This is a genomic window from Pseudomonas sp. LB3P25, assembly GCF_054897985.1.
This window is the reverse complement of record NZ_CM142711.1, coordinates 4,783,942-4,807,500: the sequence shown is the minus strand read 5'-3', so window position 1 is coordinate 4,807,500 and position 23,559 is coordinate 4,783,942. Positions and strand designations below refer to the sequence as shown.

Annotated in this window: 18 protein-coding genes and 2 rRNA genes (1 of these 20 only partly in view); 11 read left to right on the top strand and 9 right to left on the bottom strand. The window is 59.6% G+C overall.

The genetic code is table 11. From position 1 onward, the window contains the following. Positions 1-1,626 (top strand): 23S ribosomal RNA (locus tag ACYZTW_RS21955); it begins 1,266 nt to the left of the window's first position. A gap of 163 nt (positions 1,627-1,789) precedes the next feature. Beyond that, positions 1,790-1,905 (top strand): 5S ribosomal RNA (rrf, locus tag ACYZTW_RS21950). 208 nt (positions 1,906-2,113) lie between these two features. On the opposite strand, the gene ACYZTW_RS21945 is transcribed toward rrf, so the two are convergent. From ACYZTW_RS21945 to ACYZTW_RS21935, 3 genes are all read right to left on the bottom strand, one after another. Then, positions 2,114-2,527, bottom strand: coding sequence for a VOC family protein (locus tag ACYZTW_RS21945; protein ID WP_462001782.1), 414 nt, complete (start codon positions 2,525-2,527; stop codon positions 2,114-2,116). A 199-nt stretch (positions 2,528-2,726) separates the two neighbouring features. Then, positions 2,727-3,329 carry a TetR/AcrR family transcriptional regulator gene (locus ACYZTW_RS21940; protein WP_462001781.1) on the bottom strand — a complete coding sequence of 201 codons (603 nt, stop codon included), beginning with the start codon at positions 3,327-3,329 and terminating at the stop codon, positions 2,727-2,729. Further along, complete coding sequence (locus ACYZTW_RS21935) at positions 3,316-4,167, bottom strand: 3-hydroxybutyryl-CoA dehydrogenase (RefSeq protein WP_462001780.1); 852 nt, start codon at positions 4,165-4,167, stop codon at positions 3,316-3,318. The genes ACYZTW_RS21940 and ACYZTW_RS21935 overlap by 14 nt, the downstream gene beginning before the upstream one ends. Before the next feature lie 165 nt (positions 4,168-4,332). On the opposite strand from ACYZTW_RS21935, the gene ACYZTW_RS21930 reads away from it, so the two are divergent. Together ACYZTW_RS21930 and ACYZTW_RS21925 are read left to right on the top strand one after the other, a co-directional pair. Beyond that, positions 4,333-5,352, top strand: a complete 1,020-nt coding sequence (locus tag ACYZTW_RS21930) for an AraC family transcriptional regulator (RefSeq protein ID WP_462001779.1) — start codon at positions 4,333-4,335, stop codon at positions 5,350-5,352. Beyond that, positions 5,349-7,163, top strand: a complete 1,815-nt coding sequence (locus ACYZTW_RS21925) for an ABC transporter ATP-binding protein (protein WP_462001778.1) — start codon at positions 5,349-5,351, stop codon at positions 7,161-7,163. Before ACYZTW_RS21930 ends, ACYZTW_RS21925 begins: the two co-directional genes overlap by 4 nt. 3 nt (positions 7,164-7,166) lie before the next feature. Here the strand turns inward: ACYZTW_RS21925 and ACYZTW_RS21920 are convergent, their stop codons facing one another. Next, positions 7,167-8,123, bottom strand: coding sequence for an alpha/beta hydrolase (locus tag ACYZTW_RS21920; protein WP_462001777.1), 957 nt, complete (start codon positions 8,121-8,123; stop codon positions 7,167-7,169). Between the two features lie 279 nt (positions 8,124-8,402). On the opposite strand from ACYZTW_RS21920, the gene rbsK reads away from it, so the two are divergent. From rbsK to ACYZTW_RS21905, 3 genes are read left to right on the top strand one after another with little or no spacing between them, the layout of a single operon-like run. Then, positions 8,403-9,329 carry a ribokinase gene (gene rbsK / locus ACYZTW_RS21915; RefSeq protein WP_462001776.1) on the top strand — a complete coding sequence of 309 codons (927 nt, stop codon included), beginning with the start codon at positions 8,403-8,405 and terminating at the stop codon, positions 9,327-9,329. Positions 9,330-9,383: 54 nt separating this feature from the next. After that, complete coding sequence (fucP, locus tag ACYZTW_RS21910) at positions 9,384-10,715, top strand: L-fucose:H+ symporter permease (protein WP_123367364.1); 1,332 nt, start codon at positions 9,384-9,386, stop codon at positions 10,713-10,715. Continuing rightward, on the top strand, positions 10,712-11,770 hold the full coding sequence (locus ACYZTW_RS21905; protein WP_462001775.1) for an aldose 1-epimerase family protein: 1,059 nt from the start codon (positions 10,712-10,714) through the stop codon (positions 11,768-11,770). The genes fucP and ACYZTW_RS21905 overlap by 4 nt, the downstream gene beginning before the upstream one ends. On the opposite strand, the gene deoR is transcribed toward ACYZTW_RS21905, so the two are convergent. Further along, positions 11,763-12,533 carry a DNA-binding transcriptional repressor DeoR gene (deoR, locus tag ACYZTW_RS21900; protein ID WP_462001774.1) on the bottom strand — a complete coding sequence of 257 codons (771 nt, stop codon included), beginning with the start codon at positions 12,531-12,533 and terminating at the stop codon, positions 11,763-11,765. The genes ACYZTW_RS21905 and deoR overlap by 8 nt on opposite strands. 121 nt (positions 12,534-12,654) lie before the next feature. Here deoR and deoC point away from each other — a divergent pair, with 121 nt between their 5' ends. Beyond that, positions 12,655-13,338: a deoxyribose-phosphate aldolase gene (gene deoC / locus ACYZTW_RS21895; protein ID WP_462001773.1), complete on the top strand. Its 684-nt coding sequence runs from the start codon at positions 12,655-12,657 to the stop codon at positions 13,336-13,338. Here the strand turns inward: deoC and ACYZTW_RS21890 are convergent, their stop codons facing one another. Together ACYZTW_RS21890 and ACYZTW_RS21885 are read right to left on the bottom strand one after the other, a co-directional pair. Beyond that, on the bottom strand, positions 13,339-14,337 hold the full coding sequence (locus ACYZTW_RS21890; protein WP_462001772.1) for an NAD(P)H-quinone oxidoreductase: 999 nt from the start codon (positions 14,335-14,337) through the stop codon (positions 13,339-13,341). It lies immediately after the preceding gene. A 120-nt stretch (positions 14,338-14,457) separates the two neighbouring features. Next, on the bottom strand, positions 14,458-15,696 hold the full coding sequence (locus tag ACYZTW_RS21885) for a YbfB/YjiJ family MFS transporter (protein WP_462001771.1): 1,239 nt from the start codon (positions 15,694-15,696) through the stop codon (positions 14,458-14,460). 113 nt (positions 15,697-15,809) lie between these two features. Between ACYZTW_RS21885 and ACYZTW_RS21880 the strand changes: the two genes are divergently transcribed. Beyond that, positions 15,810-16,685: a LysR family transcriptional regulator gene (locus ACYZTW_RS21880; protein WP_462001770.1), complete on the top strand. Its 876-nt coding sequence runs from the start codon at positions 15,810-15,812 to the stop codon at positions 16,683-16,685. Positions 16,686-16,844: 159 nt separating this feature from the next. Here the strand turns inward: ACYZTW_RS21880 and ACYZTW_RS21875 are convergent, their stop codons facing one another. Continuing rightward, positions 16,845-17,567: a pirin family protein gene (locus ACYZTW_RS21875; RefSeq protein WP_462001769.1), complete on the bottom strand. Its 723-nt coding sequence runs from the start codon at positions 17,565-17,567 to the stop codon at positions 16,845-16,847. A gap of 346 nt (positions 17,568-17,913) precedes the next feature. Here ACYZTW_RS21875 and ACYZTW_RS21870 point away from each other — a divergent pair, with 346 nt between their 5' ends. Continuing rightward, complete coding sequence (locus ACYZTW_RS21870; RefSeq protein ID WP_462001768.1) at positions 17,914-18,864, top strand: GlxA family transcriptional regulator; 951 nt, start codon at positions 17,914-17,916, stop codon at positions 18,862-18,864. A gap of 182 nt (positions 18,865-19,046) precedes the next feature. After that, a complete protein-coding gene (locus tag ACYZTW_RS21865; RefSeq protein WP_462001767.1) occupies positions 19,047-20,531 on the top strand; it encodes an ATP-binding protein in 1,485 nt (494 codons plus the stop codon). On the opposite strand, the gene ACYZTW_RS21860 is transcribed toward ACYZTW_RS21865, so the two are convergent. Beyond that, positions 20,496-23,300: an ATP-binding protein gene (locus tag ACYZTW_RS21860; RefSeq protein WP_462001766.1), complete on the bottom strand. Its 2,805-nt coding sequence runs from the start codon at positions 23,298-23,300 to the stop codon at positions 20,496-20,498. The genes ACYZTW_RS21865 and ACYZTW_RS21860 overlap by 36 nt on opposite strands. Positions 23,301-23,559: the final 259 nt, after the last annotated feature.

The window sequence follows — 23,559 nt, the reverse complement described above, 5'->3', positions numbered from 1 at the left end:
GTGTGAAAAACACCCACGCCGAAAGACCAAGGTTTCCTGCGCAACGTTAATCGACGCAGGGTTAGTCGGTCCCTAAGGCGAGGCTGAAAAGCGTAGTCGATGGAAAACAGGTTAATATTCCTGTACTTCTGGTTATTGCGATGGAGGGACGGAGAAGGCTAGGCCAGCTTGGCGTTGGTTGTCCAAGTTTAAGGTGGTAGGCTGGAATCTTAGGTAAATCCGGGATTCTAAGGCCGAGAGCTGATGACGAGTTACCCTCTGGGTGACGAAGTGGTTGATGCCATGCTTCCAAGAAAAGCTTCTAAGCTTCAGGTAACCAGGAACCGTACCCCAAACCGACACAGGTGGTTGGGTAGAGAATACCAAGGCGCTTGAGAGAACTCGGGTGAAGGAACTAGGCAAAATGGCACCGTAACTTCGGGAGAAGGTGCGCCGGTGAGGGTGAAGCATTTACTGCGTAAGCCCATGCCGGTCGAAGATACCAGGCCGCTGCGACTGTTTATTAAAAACACAGCACTCTGCAAACACGAAAGTGGACGTATAGGGTGTGACGCCTGCCCGGTGCCGGAAGGTTAATTGATGGGGTTAGCTAACGCGAAGCTCTTGATCGAAGCCCCGGTAAACGGCGGCCGTAACTATAACGGTCCTAAGGTAGCGAAATTCCTTGTCGGGTAAGTTCCGACCTGCACGAATGGCGTAACGATGGCGGCGCTGTCTCCACCCGAGACTCAGTGAAATTGAAATCGCTGTGAAGATGCAGTGTATCCGCGGCTAGACGGAAAGACCCCGTGAACCTTTACTATAGCTTTGCACTGGACTTTGAATTTGCTTGTGTAGGATAGGTGGGAGGCTTTGAAGCGTGGACGCCAGTTCGCGTGGAGCCAACCTTGAAATACCACCCTGGCAACTTTGAGGTTCTAACTCAGGTCCGTTATCCGGATCGAGGACAGTGTATGGTGGGTAGTTTGACTGGGGCGGTCTCCTCCTAAAGAGTAACGGAGGAGTACGAAGGTGCGCTCAGACCGGTCGGAAATCGGTCGTAGAGTATAAAGGCAAAAGCGCGCTTGACTGCGAGACAGACACGTCGAGCAGGTACGAAAGTAGGTCTTAGTGATCCGGTGGTTCTGTATGGAAGGGCCATCGCTCAACGGATAAAAGGTACTCCGGGGATAACAGGCTGATACCGCCCAAGAGTTCATATCGACGGCGGTGTTTGGCACCTCGATGTCGGCTCATCACATCCTGGGGCTGAAGCCGGTCCCAAGGGTATGGCTGTTCGCCATTTAAAGTGGTACGCGAGCTGGGTTTAGAACGTCGTGAGACAGTTCGGTCCCTATCTGCCGTGGACGTTTGAGATTTGAGAGGGGCTGCTCCTAGTACGAGAGGACCGGAGTGGACGAACCTCTGGTGTTCCGGTTGTCACGCCAGTGGCATTGCCGGGTAGCTATGTTCGGAATAGATAACCGCTGAAAGCATCTAAGCGGGAAACTAGCCTCAAGATGAGATCTCACTGGGACCTTGAGTCCCCTGAAGGGCCGTCGAAGACTACGACGTTGATAGGTTGGGTGTGTAAGCGCTGTGAGGCGTTGAGCTAACCAATACTAATTGCCCGTGAGGCTTGACCATATAACACCCAAGCAATTTGCGTCGGCTCCTTAATAAAGAGCAGCAGATTGCGGTGTGTGAAGACGACACGAGTCGAAAATTCGCAACGCAACACACAAATCTATCACCTACCCATTCGCTGGAGCGTGAACCTGCAAAGGCCCACGACCTGGCTACCGAATTTCTTGACGACCATAGAGCATTGGAACCACCTGATCCCATCCCGAACTCAGCAGTGAAACGATGCATCGCCGATGGTAGTGTGGGGTTTCCCCATGTGAGAGTAGGTCATCGTCAAGATTAAATTCCGAAACCCCTATCTGCGTATGCAGGTAGGGGTTTTGTTTTGCCCGCAGGAAAGTGCGAGTGGACCAAGGCACGAGAGGGGGGGCTCCGAACAATCCGCTGCTGTACGAGGTAGCGTGTTGACGGTAACAGACGGTCCGGCAGTTGCCAGAAGCCCAACCTTTTCAGGTTGGGCTTTTTCACGCCTTGTGAAGAGTGAGTTTCACTGATCCTTTTCGCAATTCACCATCCACGACACACCAAACCGATCAACCAGCATCCCGAAGCGTGCTGCCCAGAACGTCGCTTCCAGTGGCATTTGAACGCTGCCGTCTTCCGACAATGCAGCGAAGATCCGTTCAGCCTCCGCAATACTGTCGACGTTCAGCGAAACCGAACAGCCGCTCATTTCGTCAGTTGGGCGATCAGGTGTTGTGTCCGAGCCCATGATCGCCTGATCGCCCACGAGCAGGCGGGTGTGGATGATCAGGTTGTGGTAGTCCGCCGGAAAGTGCTCGCGCGCGGGGCTTTCGCCGAAGGTCATCATGACTTCGATCTGGCCTCGCAGGCTTTGGGCATAGAAGGTGAAGGCGGCTTTGCAATCGCCGTTGAAGATCAGATAGGGATTGATTTTCATGCTTTGCTCCCGGTTACGAAGAGGCGAAGAGAGGCTGAATTCACCTCAGGCTCCGCAGTGATTGGGCTCCCATAAGCAAAGCGTTAGATGTCGTGATTGGCGGGAATTGTTTAGATGTTTTTTCTATTGAAGCGGCGTGGCTTATGGCTTCTGGCGCCTAGGTGTCGATCCACGATCACGGGGATATGGTCCTGGGTCCTCAAGCTACTGCGCGTGGAACCGAGGGGCGCAGCAAACGCTCGATGGCACCGCTGACCAGGTTTTCCAGCAGCTCATCTCGCTCCGCTTCACTCAGCGTGTGCTGCGCCAACCAGCTGGGCGCGCTGTTAAGCAAGTTGGCGATGGCGTGCCCGGTGGCAAGTTGCGCCTGTTCGCTGAGGCGAAGCTTTGTTCCTAGCATCATCAGCAGTCGGCGCTCGTATTGCTCGCGCAGCTGCCGAACCCGTTCCTGTTGCTCTTCATTCAGGCAGCCGCTGTCACGCTCTGCCAGACGAAAATGCCAGGGCATCTCCTGATGCAGGTTCAAATGCGCTCGGATAAGGGCATGGAGTTTGTCACGTTTTGCCGGGGCCTTTTGCTCGATCCGCCCCAAGGTTGCCAGCAGCTCTTCGTAAAACTCCTCGATCAGGTCGAGCAGCAAGTGCTGCTTGCTGGGGTAATGGTGATACAACGAGCCCGGGGCGAGCCCCAGGCAGGTCGCGAGTTCACGCATGCCGACCTGGCCGAAACCCTTACTGGCGAACAGCTCCAGCACCTTGTCCCGGTACTCGGCAAAGCGCGAGCAACGCTCAGGCATAGGCATGGAAGCCACGCCCCGTTTTGCGCCCCAGGTAACCGGCGGCGACCATTTCCTTTAGCAGTGGGGCAGGGCGGTATTTGCTGTCGTTGAAGCCGTCGTAGAAGGCTTCGAGAATGGCCAGCACGGTGTCCAGACCGATCAGGTCCGCCAACGCCAGCGGCCCGATTGGCTGATTGCAGCCCAGTCGCATGCCGGCGTCGATGTCTTCGGCACTGGCCAGGCCTTCCTGAAATACCAGGATCGCTTCGTTGATCATCGGCACCAGAATCCGGTTGACCACGAAACCCGGACGGTTGCCGGCGGTGATCGCGGTTTTGCCGAGAGTGGTCGCCATGTCCAGCGCCAGGGCGTGGGTGGCGTCGCTGGTTTGCAAGCCGCGAATCACCTCGATCAGGCCCATCACCGGCACCGGGTTGAAGAAGTGCAGACCGATGAAACGCTCGGGCTGGCTCACGCTGGCAGCGAGTTGAGTGATGGACAGTGAAGACGTGTTGGAGGCAATCACGCACTCGGCGCTGACCTGCGCGGCGATCTGTTGCAGCACGCGCAGTTTCAGCTCGAGGTTTTCGGTGGCGGCTTCGATCACCAGTTGCACGTTCTGCAGGCTGCTGTAATCGGTGTTGGTGCGGATCTTGGCGAGGGCGGCGAGTTTTTGCTCTTGCGTCAGCGTTTCCTTGGCAACCTGCCGATCGAGGTTTTTTTCGACGGTCGCGATGGCTTTTTGCAGGGCGCTCTCGGAGATGTCGAGCAAGGTCACGTTAAAGCCGGCCAAGGCGCAGACTTGCGCGATGCCATTGCCCATGGTGCCTGCGCCGATCACGCCAATGTTTTGCAGATTCATGTCCTGTCCTTCCGATCAAACCCCGCGATACCTTGGCCGCCGTAGTGGCCGAAGGCGTACTATTAGCCGCGAGTCTAGAGCCGGCAGGGCGGTTGTCCTATGCCGAAACTGTTCAACGGCACTGGTGTTTTTTGCCATTCGGGTGATGGGGAGAGAAGCGTTCACATGCGGGAAAAGGACTCGGTTTCCGCCTACTTCGTGCAGGCAATGATCCATGGGCTGGGAGACAATCCGCAACGTCTGAGGGCTGCGCTTGAACAGGCCGGCATCGATCCGGCGTTGATGGCGCAGCCCACCGCGCGTGTACCGGCGAGCGCGTTTGCCGCCTTGTGGCTGATTCAGATCCGCGAGCTCAACGATGAGTTCTTCGGACTCGACTCCCATGGCATGCCACCGGGCAGTTTCGCCCTGATCTGCCGAGCGCTGATTCAGGAACCTGACCTGCACAAAGCCATGCGCCAGTGCCTGGTCAATTTCGCGTTGTTCCTCCACGACTTTCGCGGCACGCTGACGGTGCGCGGCAAACGTGCGGTGATCAGCTTGCAGAACCACTCGCCAAACAGCGACGTCAGTCGTTTGGGCGAGGAGACGTTTTTGGTGTTGATGATCAGTCTGCTCTGCTGGCTCGGCGGTCGGCGCATTCCCATCGACCGCGCACACTTTCGCCATGCGCGTGTGTCACTCAGCGATGACCGTTTGCTCTGGGGACCGAACCTGACCTTTGGTGCCGAGCGCACCGAAATCGAATTCGCCAGCCACTACCTGCGTCTGCCGGTGGTCCAGGATCTGGCATCACTGAAAGTGTTTTTGCGCACCGCGCCGCAATGGCTGGTGATCCGTTTTCGTAATCAGCATGGCCTGGCGTCGCAGGTCCATCAGCGCCTGCGTAACAGCCATTACAGCCAATGGCCGACCTTGCAGGCCTTCGCCCTGGAACAGCACCTGAGCCCCAGCACTTTTCGCCGAAAACTGGAGCGGGAAGGGTGTTCGTATCAGGAGATCAAGGACGAGGTGCGGCGTGGCGTTGCCTTCGAACAGCTGCGCCAGAGCCGAGCGAGCATCAGCGACATTGCCGAGCAATTGGGTTTTCAGGAACCGAGCGCGTTTCACCGGGCGTTCAAGAAGTGGACGGGAGAAAGTCCGGGACGGTATCGGGCGAGGTATCAGGGGGAGCTCACGGAGTGAACCCTGTTTTTGATCGATTCACCTCGTTACTCGACCAGGCGAGACGCGCCTTGCTGCTGGTCTGGGCAACGTCTCGCGGACTGTTTCTGGGATTGGTGCTGGCGACGCTGATCGCCGGTGTACTCCCGGCACTGGCCGCCTGGTTGGGCCAACGCATTGTTGATGCGGTCGTCACCGCCATGCAGTTGCACGCGCAACAGGGCAGTGCGCCATTGTGGCCGGTCGTGCGTTATGTGCTGTTTGAGGCGGGCGTGCTCGCGTTGCTGTCCGGGACTCAACGGGCGCTGTCGGTCCAGCAATCGCTGTTGCGGGTGCAGTTGGGGCAGAAGGTCAACACGATGATACTGGAGAAGGCCCAGACGTTATCGCTGGTGCAGTTCGAGAATTCCGAGTTCTACGACAAACTGGTTCGGGTGCGCCGTGAAGCCTCGACCCGGCCGTTGGCGCTGGTGATGAAGTCCTTGGGGCTGATCCAGAACCTGATCGTGTTGATCAGCTTCGGCGTGTTGCTGGTGCATTTTTCACCTTGGGCGCTGGTGCTGCTGGTGGTCGGCGCGTTGCCGGTGTTCTTTGCCGAAGCGCATTTTTCCGGTGATGCTTTCAGACTTTTCACTCGCCGTGCGCCAGAAAGTCGACAACAGAATTACATCGAGACGCTGCTCTCCCACGAGGGCTACATCAAAGAGGTCAAACTGTTCGGCTTCGCGCCGCTGCTATTGAAGCGTTATCGCGAGACGTTCGCGCGTCTCTATGCCGAAGACCGGCGCCTGACACTACGTCGAGATGGCTGGGGATTTGTCCTCGGTCTACTGGGCACCGGCGCGTTTTATCTGGCGTATGCCTGGGTGGTGGTCGATACCGTCCATGGCAACATCAGCCTCGGGCAGATGACCATGTACCTGGTGTTGTTCAAACAGGGGCAGACGGCGGTGAGCAGCAGCCTGAGTGCCATCAGCGGTCTCTACGAAGATGGACTGTACCTCTCCAGTCTCTATGAATACCTGGCCGAGCCTGTTGTTGCGGATACCGGCAACCTCACCGTGGGCTCGGTCCCCGGCGATGGCCTGCGTTTCGAGAACGTCTGTTTCCGTTATCCAGGTGCCAGTCGCGCCGCGCTGGAAGGCATCGATTTTCACCTTGTCCCTGGGCGCAGTCTGGCGCTGGTGGGGGAGAACGGTTCGGGCAAGACCACGCTGATCAAATTACTGACGCGGCTGTACCATCCTGATCAGGGCCGTATCCTGCTGGACGGCAGCGATCTGCAAGCGTGGGAAGAAGACGCGCTGCGGCGGCGCATCGGGGTGATTTTTCAGGACTACATCCGCTACCAATTCTCCGTCGGCGAGAACATCGGTGTCGGTGACACGCTGGCGTTCAACGATGAACAACGCTGGCAGGCCGCCGCCGCCGAGGGCATGGCCGCACCTTTCATCGAGGGGCTGGATCGAGGGTATGCCACGCAATTGGGGCGGTGGTTTGCCGGGGGGCAGGAGCTGTCCGGCGGGCAATGGCAAAAGATCGCGTTGTCGCGCGCCTACATGCGGCGCAACGCCGATATCCTGATTCTGGATGAGCCGACCTCGGCACTCGACCCGGCGGCGGAAGCGGCGGTGTTTGAGCATTTCAGCGAGCACACCGAAGGCCGGATGACGTTGCTGATCTCTCACCGGTTTTCCAGCGTGCGCAACGCGGACCACATCATCGTGCTGGATCAGGGAGCGATCCTTGAGCGGGGGGATCACGACAGTCTGGTGGCCGCAGGCGGGCGCTATGCGCAGCTATTTGATTTGCAGGCCCGCGGCTACCGATAGCGCTCAGGACTCCCGAGAAACCCGAGTTACCGTCGGCCCGGCCATCTGCGGTGGTTTTGCCTTCATCAAGCCTTCGAGTGCCTGGCGATACTGGCTACCACCCAGGCTCATGCTGTTGTTGTGCGTACCACCGGGCACCAATAACAGGCGCTTGGGTTCGTTGGCGGCATTGAACAACTGCTGGCTGAATCGCGATGGCATGAACGGGTCGGCCAGGCCATGGACCACCAGCAACGGCATGTTGATGTCGACGATTTTGTCGATGGAATCGAATTTCTGCGACAGCAGCCAGCGCACCGGCAACCATTTCACTGGCAGGTTGCTGTCGGCCACTTGCGCCACGGCATCGCCCAGCGAGGTGAAGGTGGACTCGATCACCAGACCGCGCACCGGTATCTCGCTATGGTCCTTTTTCGCCTGCGCAGCCAAGTCTGCCGCGAGGTCGATAGCCACCGCGCCGCCCAGGGAGTGGCCGTAGATCAGCCGTTTGTTCGCATCCGGTTGCATCGCCGTGAAGCGCTCCCAAGCGGCTCGGGCGTCTTCGTAAACACTGGCTTCCGACGGCAGATCACCCTTGCTCTGGCCAAACCCGCGGTAGTCGATGGCCAACACCGAATAGCCCATGGCGCGCAATTGCTCGATGCGGAACGCCTGGCCCGTCAGGTTCCAGCGCACGCCGTGCAGATAGAGGATCGACGGCGCATCGCGACGCGCGGCCGGCCACCACCAGGCATGCAGGTTTTGCCCGGCCTTGAAGCTGGCGGGTTTGATGTCGAATTCCTGAACGTCCTGCGGCAGACCGCGATACCAACCGGCCGTTCCCGGCTCGATACGGAACAGCAGCTCGCGCTCTGTGTATTTGAGTGCCCCGCAACTCACGGGCAGACCGACGATCAGCGCGGCCATGCACAGCAATGGCAGCCAGCGTCGGCTCAAGCGGCTCATCAGGTTCGAAAGCATGCGGTGGTCCGGAGGATGAAAAGGAAAGTCCGGGTTTTAACAGAAGCGTGGGGAAGGTGGGGATAAATTCGACAGTCGTATGAATGGCCCGGTTTGGGCGGCGTTCCGACGAAGAGGTCATTTCTGCCAATACAACTTTAAAGCCGCGCGCAAAGCCATTCGTCTTTGCTTCAAGCACCTGCCCAACAAAAAGATTGAATAATCACATTAAATGTTATTTAAATAACAAAACAAGAACGCCAGCGTCAGTCTGGCAAGCCGTATCAAGGTGGGATAGCAATGAGCAAGATCGCAGTCATCGGCAGCAACATGGTGGATCTGATCACCTACATCGATCGCATGCCGGCCCAGGGCGAGACGCTCGAAGCGCCGGGGTTTGCCCTCGGTTGTGGCGGCAAGGGCGCCAATCAGGCGGTTGCCGCCGCCAAGCTTGGGGCGGATGTGTTGATGCTCACCAAGGTCGGCGATGACCTGTTTGCCGATAACACCCTGGCCAACTTCCAGCGCTTTGGCATCGACACCCGTTACGTGCAGCGTGTCCCCGGCGTGTCCAGCGGTGTGGCGCCGATCTTCGTTCAGTCCGACTCGCACAACAGCATCCTCATCGTCAAAGGCGCCAACGCACATCTCCTTCCGGCGGATATCGACGCGGCCGCGCAAGCGTTGCGCGAGTGCTCGCTGATCGTTCTGCAGCTGGAAATCAACGTCGACACCGTTTACTACGCCATCGAGTTCGGCCGCGCACACAACATTCCGGTGCTGCTCAACCCGGCGCCGGCCTTGTCAGGCCTGAGCCGTGAACACCTGGCGCAACTGGATTTCCTGGTGCCCAACGAGTCCGAGTTGGCGCTGATCACCGGCCAGACCGTGGACTCGCCGGAGTCGGCCCACAAAGCCGCACAGACATTGATTGCCAGCGGCATCCGCCACGTCATCGTGACCCTCGGCCAGCAAGGCGCGCTGTATGTCGGCGAGGAGGGCGAGTTTCAGATCCCCGGCCTGTCTGTTGCCGCGCGCGACACCACCGGGGCAGGAGACGCCTTCATCGGTTGCTTCATTCATCACTGGAGTCGCGACCGCGATATCCGCGCCGCCATGACCCAGGCCGTGGCGTATTCCGCCTGCTCGGTCACGGGCCTGGGCACTCAGACGTCCTATCCGGACGCCCACGCATTCGCTGAATTCCAGCGCAGCCTCGACGCCTGAAGTTGAGGTGATTCAACCGCTCTAACATCCCGAAGCTCACCACGGAGAACAACAATGACAAAACCTCCGCTCCAACAGACGCCCGATGGTTTCTACTTGAACCGCACGCCCTGGTTCGCCTTCATTTTGCTGTGCAGTATCTTTGCGTTATGGGCAGCGGCCGCGAGCATGAACGACGTGCTCATCGCGCATTTCAAGAAGGCCTTTCTGCTCAGCGATTTCCAGACCGCGTTCGTGCAGTCGGCGTTTTATCTAGGCTATTTCTTCGTGGCGATTCCGGCCGCGCTGGTGGTTCGGCGATTCAGCTACAAGACCACCATCCTGATCGGCCTGATGCTGTACATGTTCGGTTGCCTGCTGTTCTTCCCGGCGGCATCGACTGCCAAGTACGGCATGTTCCTGTTGGCGCTGTTTGTGATCGCGGCGGGGCTGTCGTTTCTCGAAACTGCGTGCAACACCTATTCGACGTTGATGGGCCCGCGTGAAACCGGTACCCGTCGCCTGAATATTTCCCAGACGTTCCACCCGTTCGGTGCGATGGCCGGGGTGTATGTCGGTAGCTTTGTGATGTTCAAGGACACCGACGCGACCCGCGAGCAACTCACGCAAATGAGCGCCTCGGACGCGGCGATCCAGCAACTGCAAATGATCCAGTCCACGTTGCTGCCGTACAAATGGATGATCGCGGTGCTGGTGCTGATGTTCATCCTGATCGCCATCACCCGGTTCCCCGCGTGCAAAGGCAATCAACCGAGCAGCAAGAAAACCGCCAGCCTCGGCCAGAGCCTGTCGCGGCTGTGGCGTAACAAGCGGTTCACCTTTGGTGTGTTGGCGCAGTTTCTCTATGTCGGGGCACAGGTCGGTGTGTGGAGTTTTACCATTCGCTTGGCGATGCAATTGGGTGGCATGAACGAGCGCAGCGCGTCGTGGTTCCTGTTGACTACGTTCGCCGCGTACTTTGTCGGCAAGCTGATCGCTAACGTGCTGATGCGTAAACTGCACCCAGCCAAGGTGCTGGCGGTGTATGGCGTGCTGTGCATCGCGTTGCTGGCGTACACCATTCTGGTGCCGAACATCACCGCGGTGTATGCGGCGGTGGGCGTGAGCGTGTTCCTCGGTCCGTGCTGGCCAACCATCTACGGCCTGACGATTGATGGCTTGGGTGAAGACACCGGCGTCGGCGGTTCGCTGTTGGTGATGAGCATTGTCGGTGGCGGGGTGATTCCAATCTTCCAGGGGCTGCTGTCTGACTACAGCGGCGGCAACATGCAACTGGCCTATAGCGTGCCGCTGCTGTGCTTCATCGTGATCGTGATGTACGCGGTGCGTTGCCTGCGTCATTCCGACAGCGAACGGGCACCGGTAGGTGCGGTGGTAGCTTCATGAACACACGGATCAATCTCTATCCGTCACAGTTTGGCGAGGCGCGCAAAACGTTGCTGGACTCCGAGGCGTTCACGGTCAACGCCTGGGTTTATCCCAGTGGTGTGCTGGCCGTTGAATTGACCAACCGTCGCGGCAGTCTCGTGGTACTTCCGTATCAAGGCCAGATGATCTGGTCCGCGGTGTTCGACGGTTGCGACCTGACCATGCGCAACCTGTTCAGCCAGCCCAAACCCAGCCCGACGGTGATCGGCACCTACGGCTGTTTCATGTTTCACAGCGGTCTGCTGCGCAACGGTTGCCCGAGTCCCGAGGACGATCATCCGCTACACGGCGAGATGCCCTGCGCGGCGATGGATCGCGCCTGGCTGGAGGTCGGTGAGGACAGCGTTGGAGGCTTCCTGCGGCTGGGTGGCGAATACGAATACGTGCAGGGTTTTGGTGACCGATATCGGGCGAGCCCGAGCGTGACGTTGCGTGCCGATTCGGGGCTGTTCGACATCGCCATGCAAGTGACCAATCTCGCGGGCAAACCGATGGACCTGATGTACATGGCGCACATGAATTACGCCTATGTCGAAGGCGCTCGTTTCATCGAGCCCCTGAGTTTCGAACGTGTGCGCCTGCGCACGAGCGTGCCGGCCCATGTGAAACCGACGCCGGCCTGGAGCCGTTATATGGATGAGTTGGCGTGTACGCCGGAGCAGTTCCAGTGCCTTGGTCGACCCGAGCTCTACGATCCCGAGATTGTGTTTTTCTTCGACGGCGTGCGGGCAGATGACAGTGGCCACGCGCATTTTCTGCTGAGCCATCCGGACGGTGCGGCGTTCTATACGCGCTACCGTCCCGACCAGTTCGAGCATGCCGCGCGTTGGATTTTGCACAACACCGATCAACACGTGGCGGCGTTCGTGCTGCCGGCCACGTGCGAGCCGGAAGGCTATCGCGCCGAGTCTGCCAAGGGCCATGTGCGTTCACTGGCGGCGGGGGCGACGGCTGATTTCAGCGTCACCACCGGTTACCTCAGTGCAGCGGAACAACAGGCCCTGATCAGATGATCAACTGCGCGCCGCTGGCAGTAATGGCGTCGCGGTAGGCCTTGGGGATTTTCTTGTCGCTGACCACGAACTGAAAGTCCTCAAGGTTAGCGAAATGCGCCGTGCGCACTGTGTCGAACTTGCTGTGGTCGGCCAGCAGCAGCCGCTGTTGCGCCTGACGCAGGACCTTCTGCTTGACCTCCACTTCATTGAAGTTGAAGCAGGTCACGCCGAAGTCCTGGCTGATGCCGGCAGCGGAAACGAAGGCCCAGGTCAGGCGCACGCTGTCGAGAATGCCGGTTTCGGTCTGGTTCTCGAACACCTGGTTCTTGCGGTGGAACGTGCCGCCGCACAACACGATGTGACAGTTGGGTTTTTGCGAAAGTTTGAGCAGCACGTTCAGGGAGTTACACACCGCGGTGAACTCGAGTTCGTCGGGGATAAAATCGACCACGAAAGGCGTGGTGGTGCCGCAGTCGAAGAACACCGTGTCGCCGGGTTGAATGAACCCGGCAGCGAGTTTGCCGATGCGGCGCTTTTCTTCGACATGTCGGGTGTCCTGTTCTGCCACGCGGTAATCGCCGGGTTCGCTGCCGTCGTGAATTTTGGTGATGTAGCCACCGAGCAGCCGCAGGTGGTCGGTGTACTTGCTCAGGTCACGGCGCAGGGTCATCTCGGACACGTCCAGCAACGCCGCCATCTCACGCAAATGAATGGCGCTCTGGTCTTGCAGGGCTTGTTGAATCAGCTTGAGACGCTCGGCTTTTTTACTGTCCACAGGCATTCCGGGGTTGATTGTTGGTGTTATTTAAGTAACATTATTTGTGAGATTTGTAACGTTTTTGCGCGAATCACTCTCGATTGTGGCGCAGGGGCATTTGAATATACAAACAGGAGTTTTTGCGATGGCACACCTCGAACCCCAAGCGTTGGCGCAGTACATCGATCATACCTTGCTGGCGCCCGATGCTTCCCGCGAGCAAATCGCAACGTTGTGCCGCGAAGCCGCAGAACACGGCTTCTATTCGGTGTGCGTGAACTCGGGGCAGGTCCCTCATGCGGCTCAGTGCCTTGCAGGGCAACGCGTCAATATCTGCGCGGTGATCGGCTTCCCGCTGGGTGCCGGTCTGAGCGAGACCAAAGCCTTCGAAGCCGAGCGGGCGATTGCCGCCGGTGCCGGGGAGATCGACATGGTGTTGAACATCGGCTGGTTGAAAGACGGCTTGTTCGATCAGGTGCGGGATGACATCGCCCAGGTCAAACAGGCCTGCGGCAGTGTGCCGCTGAAAGTCATTCTGGAAAACTGCCTGCTCACCGACGCCGAAAAAGTGAAGGCCTGCGAGATTTGCCGTGAGCTGAACGTCGCCTTCGTCAAGACATCGACCGGTTTCAGCCGCAGCGGCGCTACCGTGGAAGATGTCGCCCTGATGCGCCGCACCGTCGGGCCTGACATCGGCGTCAAGGCGTCCGGTGGCGTGCGTGATTACCCGACCGCGCTGGCGATGATCGAGGCCGGTGCCACCCGACTGGGCACCAGTTCGGGCATCGCTATCATCAGCGGCGCCCAAGCGGCGGGTGAGGGCTACTGATCAGTCCACACGCAAGACGATCTTGCCAATGTGATCACCCCCTTCCATCCGTGCATGAGCCTGCGACGCGTCGGTGTACGGATAGACTTTGTCGATCATCGGCAGGCAACGCCCGGCGGCGAGTACGGGCCAGACATACTCGCGCAACTGTTCAGCGATCGAGGCTTTTTCTTCGCGGGTGCGCGAGCGCATCAGTGAGCCAGTGATCGTCGCGCGTTTGCTCATGATCGCCAGCAGGTCGACGTCTTTGGCATGAGCGCCACCGAGAAAGCCCAGCATCACCAGCCGACCGTCCATGCCCAACGCCGCGATATTCTGATTCAGGTACGAACCGCCCATGATGTCGAGGATGACATTGACGCCTTTGCCGGCGGTTTTTTCCTGGATGACCTGGGCGAAATCCTGATCGCGGTAGTTGATCGCCTCGGCACCGAGCTTACGAATCGCCGCACATTTTTCCTCACTGCCCGCGGTGGCGAAGGCCTTGATGCCGAATTCGCGACACAACATCAACGCGGTGGTGCCGATGCCGCTGGTGCCGCCGTGAATAAGTGCGCGCTGGCCTTTGCTGGCGCCGCCCATGTCGAACAGATTGGCCCATACCGTAAAGAACGTTTCCGGGACCGCCGCGGCTTGCACCCAATCCATCCCTTCAGGCATCGGCAGCGTCTGGCTGGCCGGTGCGACGCAATATTGCGCGTAACCGCCGCCATTGGTCAGTGCGCAAACGTTATCGCCGACGATGAACTCGTTGACGCCGGCGCCGATGGCCACCACTTCACCGGCCACTTCCAGACCGGGAATCGGGCTCATACCGGGTTTCATCGGGTACTTGCCGGCGCGTTGAATCACGTCGGGGCGGTTGACCCCGGCAGCGTGCACGCGAATCAGCACTTCGCCTGCGCCAGCGGTCGGGACCGATTCCTGGCGCGGCTTTAAAACCTCCGGGCCGCCGGGTTCGGTGATTTCAATCAGGGTCATGGTTTGGGGCAGAGTCATGTTGGCGTCCTGTTGAGAAAGTCATCTGTAAATGGGATCGCATGAGTGAACGAATGATTCAGTCCAATGCACCGATCCCTGTGGGAGCGAGCCTGCTCGCGAAAGCGGTGTGTCAGTCACCTACTGTGTTGAATGTGACGCCGTCTTCGCGAGCAGGCTCGCTCCCACATTGTTTGATCTGTTCAGCAAACGCATCCCCAGTTCCAGTAACAGTGCGACCACAATGGCGCCGGCCGCAATGACAAACAACAACGCGTGATCGCCGCCGCTGGCGTTGAACAACGCCGAATACGCAAACCCGGCGACGGCCTGAAACGTGGCGAACGAAACCGTCGCGCGGCTCCAGGCAATTTGCTGCTGATGATGCTGTGGGATCAGTTCGTGAACCCGTGCCAGCGCCAGTGGGACGATGCCCGGGGGGAATGAGCCGAGGATCACCGCCAGCAAGGCCAGCACTGCAAAAGAACTCGATATCGACAGCAGGCCGACGGCAATCGCTTGCACCACCAGCACCAGCCGAATGCTTTGTTTCGCGCCCAGTTGATCGGCCAGAAAGCCATAACTCACCGGCCCGATAATCGCGCCAACGCCATACATCACCCAGATCAGTGCACCAATGTGCGAGCCGGCACCGAGCCCGCGGGCCACGTAATCCACCAGGAACACCATGGCTGGCACGAGTCCGGCGGCCATGAACGCGTATTGGGCGAACAACAGGTAAACGCCTGGATCGGTCGGGGTCGTGGTTTTCTCGATCGACACCTCAACGGCTTGATGGTGGGTCTCTTTAGGCCAGGCGAACCAGCTCGCGGCGGTCAGGATCAGTGACAGAAGACCCAGGCCAAGCCAGGTTTGCTGCAAGCCAAGGCTCAGCAACGGCGGGACAATCGTCCCCGACCCGGCAATGCCCAGGCCAATGCCGAGGAAAATTGCGCCGCTGACCAAACCTCGGCGAGACGCCGGCACATGGGGCAACACCGTCGCGGCCACCAACACCATGATCGCGCCGCCCGCAACGCCCGACAGCAGGCGCCAGCCAAAGAACCAGCTCATCGACAGTGGAAAAGCACAGGCAAAGAACGCCAGGGTCACTGCCAACATCATCAGACGCAGGGCGGTGGTATTGGAGGTGCGGTGGGCCAGTGGTCGGCCGATCAGCGCGCCGATCAGGTAGCCCACCAGGTTGGCGGCACCGAGGTACACCACGTCGCTGGCGGAAAACCACTGCGCCTGGATCAACGAGGGAATCAACGGCGTGTATGCAAACCGCGCCAGGCCAATACTGACCAGGCTGGCGGCGAGGCCGGCGAAGATCGGCAGCCAGATCGCGCTGCGCGGGGTGGTCAATGTGCTATGCATGGGAAACGTCCTGTGAGGTTATCTCTGGCGTGCAGCGTATCGAGAATTATTGATGCAGTAATGCAGCGATTTCGCGCTACAGTGATGCGAATGTGCAGCACGAGGGGAGCCGTATGAATTGGGATGACGCACGGGTGTTTCTGGCGGTGTGCCGCGAATCGACGCTGCGAGGCGCGGCGCGGGTGCTGGGGGTCGATCAGGCCACGGTCGGGCGGCGGGTCACGGCGCTGGAAAAGTCCTTGAGCGCGACACTGTTCCTGCGCACTTCCGAAGGTTATGCGCTGACAGCGGTGGGCGAAGCGGCATTGCAGGCCGTGGAAAAAATGGAGGTGTCGGCATTGGAGCTGGAACGGCAAATCCTGGGCCTGGATGATCGGCTGACCGGTACGGTGAGGGTCAGCACGACCGATTCGCTGGCCATCGATTTCCTGATCCCGGCGATTGCCCGGTTGCACGACAAACACCCGGATGTGCGGGTGCAACTCGACGCGTCCACGCAAATGATCAGCCTGGCCAAGCGCGAAGCCGATATTGCGGTGCGCAATGCCCGGCCGGACAACCCGGACCTGATCGCCCGGCGTATCGCCCGCTGGCCGGTGGGCTTGTTCGCCTCACAATGTTATGTCGACGCGCACGGAGTGCCGGAACCGGGTTCGGCGTTTGAAGGACATGATTTGGTGGTGTACCAGCCGTATCTGGCAGGCAACAAGGAGATGACGCTGGTATCGGAACCGGTGAGCCGCGGGCGGATCGTTTCGACCCTGGGCTCCGGCCTGTTGGTACGCCGATCCATCGCTGCAGGGCTCGGTGTGGGGGAAATTCCGGTGTACATGGGGGAGAGGGACGGGCTGGTCAGGCTGTGGCCGGAACGCACGCGACCGGTGCCGTATGACGTGTGGCTGGTGACCCACGCGGATTTGCGGCATACCGCCAGAGTCCGTGTAGTGATTGATGAAATTGTTGCGGTGTTTTCTGGCACCGGCGAATAACACGCAAAACCCTGTAGCAGCTGGCGAAGCCTGCGTCCGGCTGCGAAGCAGTCGTAAAACCAGACACTGCGGTCTTCATGACACACCGCATATGCCGGGTTTACGACTGCTCGCAGCCGGACGCAGGCTTCGCCAGCTGCTACAGGGATCGCGTGAGTGTCATGGCATTTCCGGCAGTTCTTGCGGCCGCAGGTCAAACACCAATACTTCAGCATCGACGCCGTTGCTCAACATCAGCACCTGTTCATCGCGAACCCGCACGCCATCGCCTTCCTGCAACTGCACGCCGTTGAGCTCGACGCTGCCACGGGCCACATGCACATAGGCATAGCGGTTTGCGGCCAATTCCAGGGTGGCGCTTTCCTTACCGTCGATCAGCGCGGCATAAACCCGCGCATCCTGACGCACCTTCAGCGAACCCTTCGCCCCGTCGGGGGAGATGATCAGTTGCAGACGGCCGCGTTTCTTCTGCGCGCTGAAGTGCTCTTGCTGATAACGCGGCTTGGCGCCGCTGACTTCCGGCACGATCCAGATTTGCAGGAAGTGCACCGGCCGGGTGGCCGAGTGGTTGTATTCACTGTGCGCCACGCCGCTGCCGGCACTCATCAACTGCACGTCGCCGGGGCGGATCACCGAGCCGGTGCCCAGGGTGTCTTTGTGTTCCAAAGCACCTTCGAGTACATAAGAGAAAATCTCCATGTCGCGGTGCGGGTGCTGGCCGAAGCCTTTACCGGCGGCAACCCGGTCGTCGTTGATCACCAGCAGGTCGGAAAAACCCTGCTCTTTCGGGTTGCGATAGCTGGCGAAGGAAAAGGTATGGAACGACTTCAACCAACCGTGATTGGCTGCGCCGCGATCCGAAGCTTTGCGAAGGGTCAGCATGATGAAATCTCCTGTGGGGACGTTGATTCGTCCGAGTGAGGAGAAGGTTAATAGTTAATGGCTGGTGCAATAAGTAGGTGAAAATTGAAATACTGTCGCGTTCAGGTTGACAGTAATGTGAGCGCGATCACGTATTCTTCTCCAACACTGACGCCACACTTGGCCATAATGCACAGCATCCCCCTGATGCCGGACACGAAACCTGTGGGAGCGAGCCTGCTCGCGAAGGCGGCGTCACATCCAACACTGTTGGTGACTGATACACCGCTTTCGCGAGCAGGCTCGCTCCCACAGAGGGTTGGTGTTTGGTAGATGGATTTTCTTTTGACTTCAGTGATTTGAACCCATGAAAACCGTGGCTATGGTGTTGTTCCCGGACTTTCTCCTGCTGGACATGGCAGGCCCGATGGAAGTGTTTTCCATCGCCAATCGATATCTGGCAGCGGATGATCGTTACGAGCTGTCGACCATCGGCACCGAGCATGGCGTATTGCGTGCCTCCAACGGCGTCAGCGTTCAGACCGATTTGCACATCGATCAGGCGGATCACGCGTATGACCTATTGCTGGTGCCGGGCGGTCCGGGTGCCTACAACGAAAAACATCCACCGTTGTTGTGTTGGCTCAAAGCCGCGGTCGGTCGCGCCGAGCGATATGGCTCGATCTGCACCGGCGCGTTTGTGCTGGGGCATGCCGGTTTGCTGGACGGTTATCGCGTGACCACCCACTGGCATTACACCGAACGACTGATCAAAGGCTTCCCAAAGGCCACCGTCGAGACCGATCAGATTTACGTGCAGGACCGCAACCTCATCACCTCCGGCGGCGTCACTGCCGGCATCGACCTGGCACTGTCGGTGGTCGCCGAAGACCATGGCAAGAAAGTCGCCCAGGACGTGGCCAAGGTATTGCTGGTGGTCATGAAGCGCCAGGGTGGGCAGGCGCAGTTCAGCCCGTTGATGGCCGCTGTCGCACCGCAGGAAACGCCGATCACTCGCGTGCAGAACTATGTGCTCGAACACCTCGATGAAGCATTCAGCATCGACCGCATGGCCAGCCTCGCGAACATGAGTGCGCGGCACTTCGCCCGGATGTTTGCTCGGGAAGTGAACATGACACCCATGGAATTTCTGCAAAGTGCACGCATCGACAGCGCCAGGAATCTGCTGGAAACCAGCGACTTGCCGCTCAAGACCGTGGCGTTCAAAAGTGGCTTCGGTAGTGTGCGGCACATGCGTTTTCTGTTCAGTGAAAAGCTTGGTTTGACGCCGACCCAATACCGCGAACAGTTCAGTTAGAGCGTTCTTGTCCGTTCTGCGCACCCAGATGGCGGTGACACTCCTACCGTGGCAGTTGTACCGTCACTGAGGCCTGCCAAGATACCGGTGAACGCTTAGCATGGAGATGCGGGAGTCTGGAGGGCGCGTGCGATGGATGTGCTGCACGGTGAGCCGGACCAGGTTTCAGCACGAGAATGTGCATGAACAGCCTCAGAGATTTAAACAGCGATGCGGTGCTACGATTCGGGCCCTACGCATTTCACCTGCGGCAACGGCTGATCCTTGAAGGTGATCGGCCGCTGCGCATGGGCGGCCGGGCACTGGATATCCTCCAGGTGCTGGTCGAGCGCGCCGGCAATGTGGTCAGCAAGGACGAACTGATTGCGCACGTCTGGCCGACTTCGGTGGTCGAGGAAATCAACCTGCGCGTGCACATTGCGGCCCTGCGTCGGGCGCTCGGTGACGGGCAGAATGGCCAGCGCTACATCGTCAACATTCCCCAGCGTGGTTACAGCTTTATCGCCCCGGTGCAGCATGCGTCCGCAGGCACGCAGGTCCTGATCGAGACCGTTCAAAAACATCAGCACAACCTGCCTGCACGACTCACGCCGGTGACTGGCCGAGATTCGATGGTCGGCAGTCTAGTCCGGCAGTTGCCGGTTCGGCGTTTCATGACCCTGGTCGGCCCCGGCGGCGTCGGCAAGACCACGGTGGCGTTGCGTGTCGCCGAACTGCTGTTGCAGCACTATGAAGATGGCGTGTGGCTGGTTGATTTCGCGGCGATCGATGACCCCGCGCGAGTGGTCGATCATCTGATCCAGACCCTTGAACGGGAGATCGGCACGACGCTGGACGTGCTGGCAAACCGGCACGCGTTGCTGGTGCTCGACAACTGCGAACACCTGCTGGAACGTTGCCGAACCCTGGTCGAGGATTTGCTGATGTCGGCGCCTCGGCTGTCCATTCTGGTGACCAGCCGCGAGCCTTTGCAGGCGGCAGGAGAAACGGTCCAGCGTCTTCCGTCTCTGGCGGTGCCGCCCGCGTCGGCGTTGCACAGTGTCGCCGAAGCTATGGGGTATTCGGCGGTGCAGCTGTTCGTCAGTCGTGCCCGAACCTGTCAACAAGGGTTTGCCTTGCGCGAACAAGACCTCAAAGCGGTCCGTGAAATCTGTCGGCGGCTCGATGGTTTGCCACTGGCCATTGAACTGGCAGCGGCGCAGATCCATGCGCTGGCGTTGGTCGGTTTGCAAGCTCAGCTGGATAACTGTTTTCAGCTACTGACCCAAGGCCGGCGCACGGCCGTGCCCCGGCATCAGACACTCAAAGCAGCGCTGGACTGGAGCTATGAACGGCTGAGCCTGCTGGAACAAACCGTGTTTCAGCGCCTGTCGGTGTTCAAAATGTCCTTCACCCTCGATGCCGCGATTGGTGTGTGCAGTTGCGTGGAGCTGAAGCCCGATCAACTGGCGGCACTGGTAAAGCGACTGGTCGCCAAATCGTTGCTCTCGATGGATCAGGTCAACGGCACAGCCCGTTATCGCTTTCTCAACACCACGCGCACGTATGCCGTTGAGAAGCTCGAACACAGCGGCCATCTGGGGGCGTTTGAGCGGCGCTATTGGCACTACATCAGCCGGGCGCGCTGGGTCTCAGGCGTGCAGTTGCCTATGGAGCTCGTCGAGTAATCGACGGACTTTGCTCAGGTCCGGTGTAGAAAATCCCTCGGTGAACCGATGGTAGATCGGTGCCAGCAGCTCATGAGCTTGCTGATACAAGCCCTGACGCTGCCAAAGTTGCGCCAGCGAGGTGGCGCTGCGCAGTTCCCAAGCCAGGGCGCCCTGATGTTTCGCCACGTTTAATGCCCTGATCAGCACGGCCTCGGCCGCTTCGGTTTTCAGTGGGCAATTCTCGGCCAGCAGCGCATCAGCCCGGGCCCGCAGAACTTCCGCCGTGCTCCAGCCAGCCGTGCCGGTGTCGGCCCGTTGCAATAGGGCGTCATCGACGAAACCGCTATCCAGCGTGACCATGATGTCCTTGATCAGCCCCACGCCTGGCTGAAGAGGCAAGTGCGCCTCGGCGCGGTCGATCACCTGCGCATAGTGCCGGGCCCAGGTGTAGAACAGCAGCACCGAGTGTTTCTGTGCTTGCTCCAGCAGCAGACGCAAGAGTTCACGAGCGGTACGGGTATCGCCGTTGTAGTGAGCGATCAGGCAACCGGCCAGCGCCAGGGTGTAGCAGATCGACGTGCCGTGGTTGATCTGGATCGCAATGTCCAGCGCTTGCCGGGCGGTGCGCCAGGCTTGTTCCGGTTGCCCCTGCAACCAGAGGATGCGCGCCAGAATCGTCAGGGCGGCGACGCTCTGATCGTAGTGCACGCCAAAACCGTAGGTGAAGCGGTTGAGGTGGCCGCTCTGGGCCATGCGCTGAAGGACCTGTTCGGCATTCATCCGCGCCTGCTGTTGGTCCCCGGCAAAGTGCAACGCCAGCACCCGCAGGCGATGCGTGCTAAGGGACACCACCGCATCGCCGTGCAGCCCCAACCGATCGTATTGCCGGCTCTGTTCCAGGGCCATTTGATAGTTGGCGCAGCAGAGATTGACCGCCATATGCCCGGACACCGCCCGCAACTGACCGGCCAAATCGTTGCAATGTTTGGCCAGGGTTCTGGCGCTGACGAAAGCGTCGATGGTTTCCGCCGTGCTGATCTGAGTGTGATAGCAAGAACTGCCGAGAGCGAGATGGAGGGCTATTTTCAGCTGCGGGCAGGGATCGGACGTTGCATCGAGCAGTGCCAGCGCCCTGCGCACGTACAGGCCGTGCTCCTTGAGCAGCGACAGTTCCTGCCACAGCGGCGTGGAAGCTGCCGTCAGGCGGATCGCCAATGCCTGCGATCCTTGCGCGTTAAAGCACCAGTCGAGGGCCGAACGAATGTCTTCCAGACTGCGGGCATAACGCTCGATCCACGTACCTGTCGGGATCAGCTCCCAGTCGTGCCGGGCCTGATTCATCAACGCCAGGCAGCGCTCGGCGTGACGTTCCCGGGTATCGGGTAGGTCGGCGGCCTGGTCGAGTTTCTCCAGGGCATAGCTGCGGGTGGTGTCGAGCAATCGGTAGAACACCTCTTCGTCACCCACCTCCACGTTCAGCAGCGATTTGGCCACCAGTTGCGTGATCGAGCCAAACACTGCTTGCGGTTCGATGTGCTCGCCGACGATCACCGCCGCCGCCGATTCCAGAGTGAATCCGCCTCTGAACACACCCAGTCGGCGCAGGCAGATTTGTTCGCAGGCATTCAGCAGTTCGAAGCTCCAGTCCAGCGTGGCGCGCAGGGTTTGGTGTCGGCCCAACGTGGTCTGACAACCCTGGGTGAGCAGGCGAAAACTGCCTTGGAGTTGGGTCAGCAATCCGCCTAATCCGAGGCCGCTGACTTGCGCGGCCGCCAATTCGATCGCCAATGGAATACCGTCCAGACGCCGGCAGATTTCAATCGCCAGCGGCAGCTCGTCATCGGTCAGCTCGAAGCTGTCGTGGCTGGCCATCGCCCGTTCGACGAACAACTGCAGGGCGGAAAAGGTCAGGGCTTGAGCGCGGTCTGGTACGGCGATGGGGGGAGGGCAGTCCAGCGACTCCAGGCGCTGGACACATTCACCTTCGGCCCGCAGGCTCTCACGGCTGGTGGCCAGAATGTGCACCTCTGGCGCGGCGCGCAGGAGGCTCTCGCTCAGCAATGCGATGGCATCGACCAGGTGTTCGCAGTTGTCGATCACCAGCAGCATCTGCCGGTCGCGCAAAAACGCGGCGAGGCCGCTCATCGGCTCGGCGTCGTGCAAGGACAGTTCGAGCAATGTCGCCAGGTGAACGGTGATCATTGACGGATCGTTGATCGGCGCCAGGTCCAGCAGTCGAATGCCATCCCGGTAGCGCCCGATCAGTTGTTCGGCGACACGCAGGGCCACGGTGGTTTTGCCGATCCCGCCGGGGCCGACCAAGGTAATGAAACGCTGGCGTGACAGCTGGACCATCAAGTTATCGACGAGGGACTGGCGACCGATCATGCGGGTTCGACGAACGGGCAGGTTGTGGCCGCTCGACGCGGGCGCTTCGCTCCCTGGAGGGTGCTCGATGTGCTCCAGCGAATACGGCGCCACAAAGCTGTACCCGCGCTGTGCCACGGTGACGATGTAACGCTGGCCGGCCTGGCCGTCACCGAGGGCCTTGCGCAATGCGGCCATGTGCACCCGCAGGTTGATGTCTTCCACCACGCTTTTGGGCCAGACGCTGGCGATCAGCGCTTGTTTGCTGACCACTTCCCCGGCGTGTTCCAAAAGGATCAATAGAATGTCCATGGCACGCCGACCCAGGCGCAGGGGCTGGTCGGCCTCCATGACCAGACGTTGTCCGGGATAGATCCGGTAGGGGCCGAAATGGATGGCTTGTTCGGGGGGAAGGGTCAACGTGTCACTCCTGCTTGCAGCCGTCTGGTAAGCGGTTTCCGAGCATATTCGTCAGGTTTGTACGACAGCGCAATGCGCTGGGCGCATGACTCAGCGGTGTCCGCCTGGACTGCTGGTTTGCGGCCCCTGTTCATACGTTCCGTATTTATTGGGCGCGACGGTCTTGAAGGTGTCGCTGAGGCTTTTAGCGCGCCAGGGAAAATTAACAACGTTTAACTCGTCCTGCGTCTTGTCTACGCCCAAAACTCTGCATCTTCAA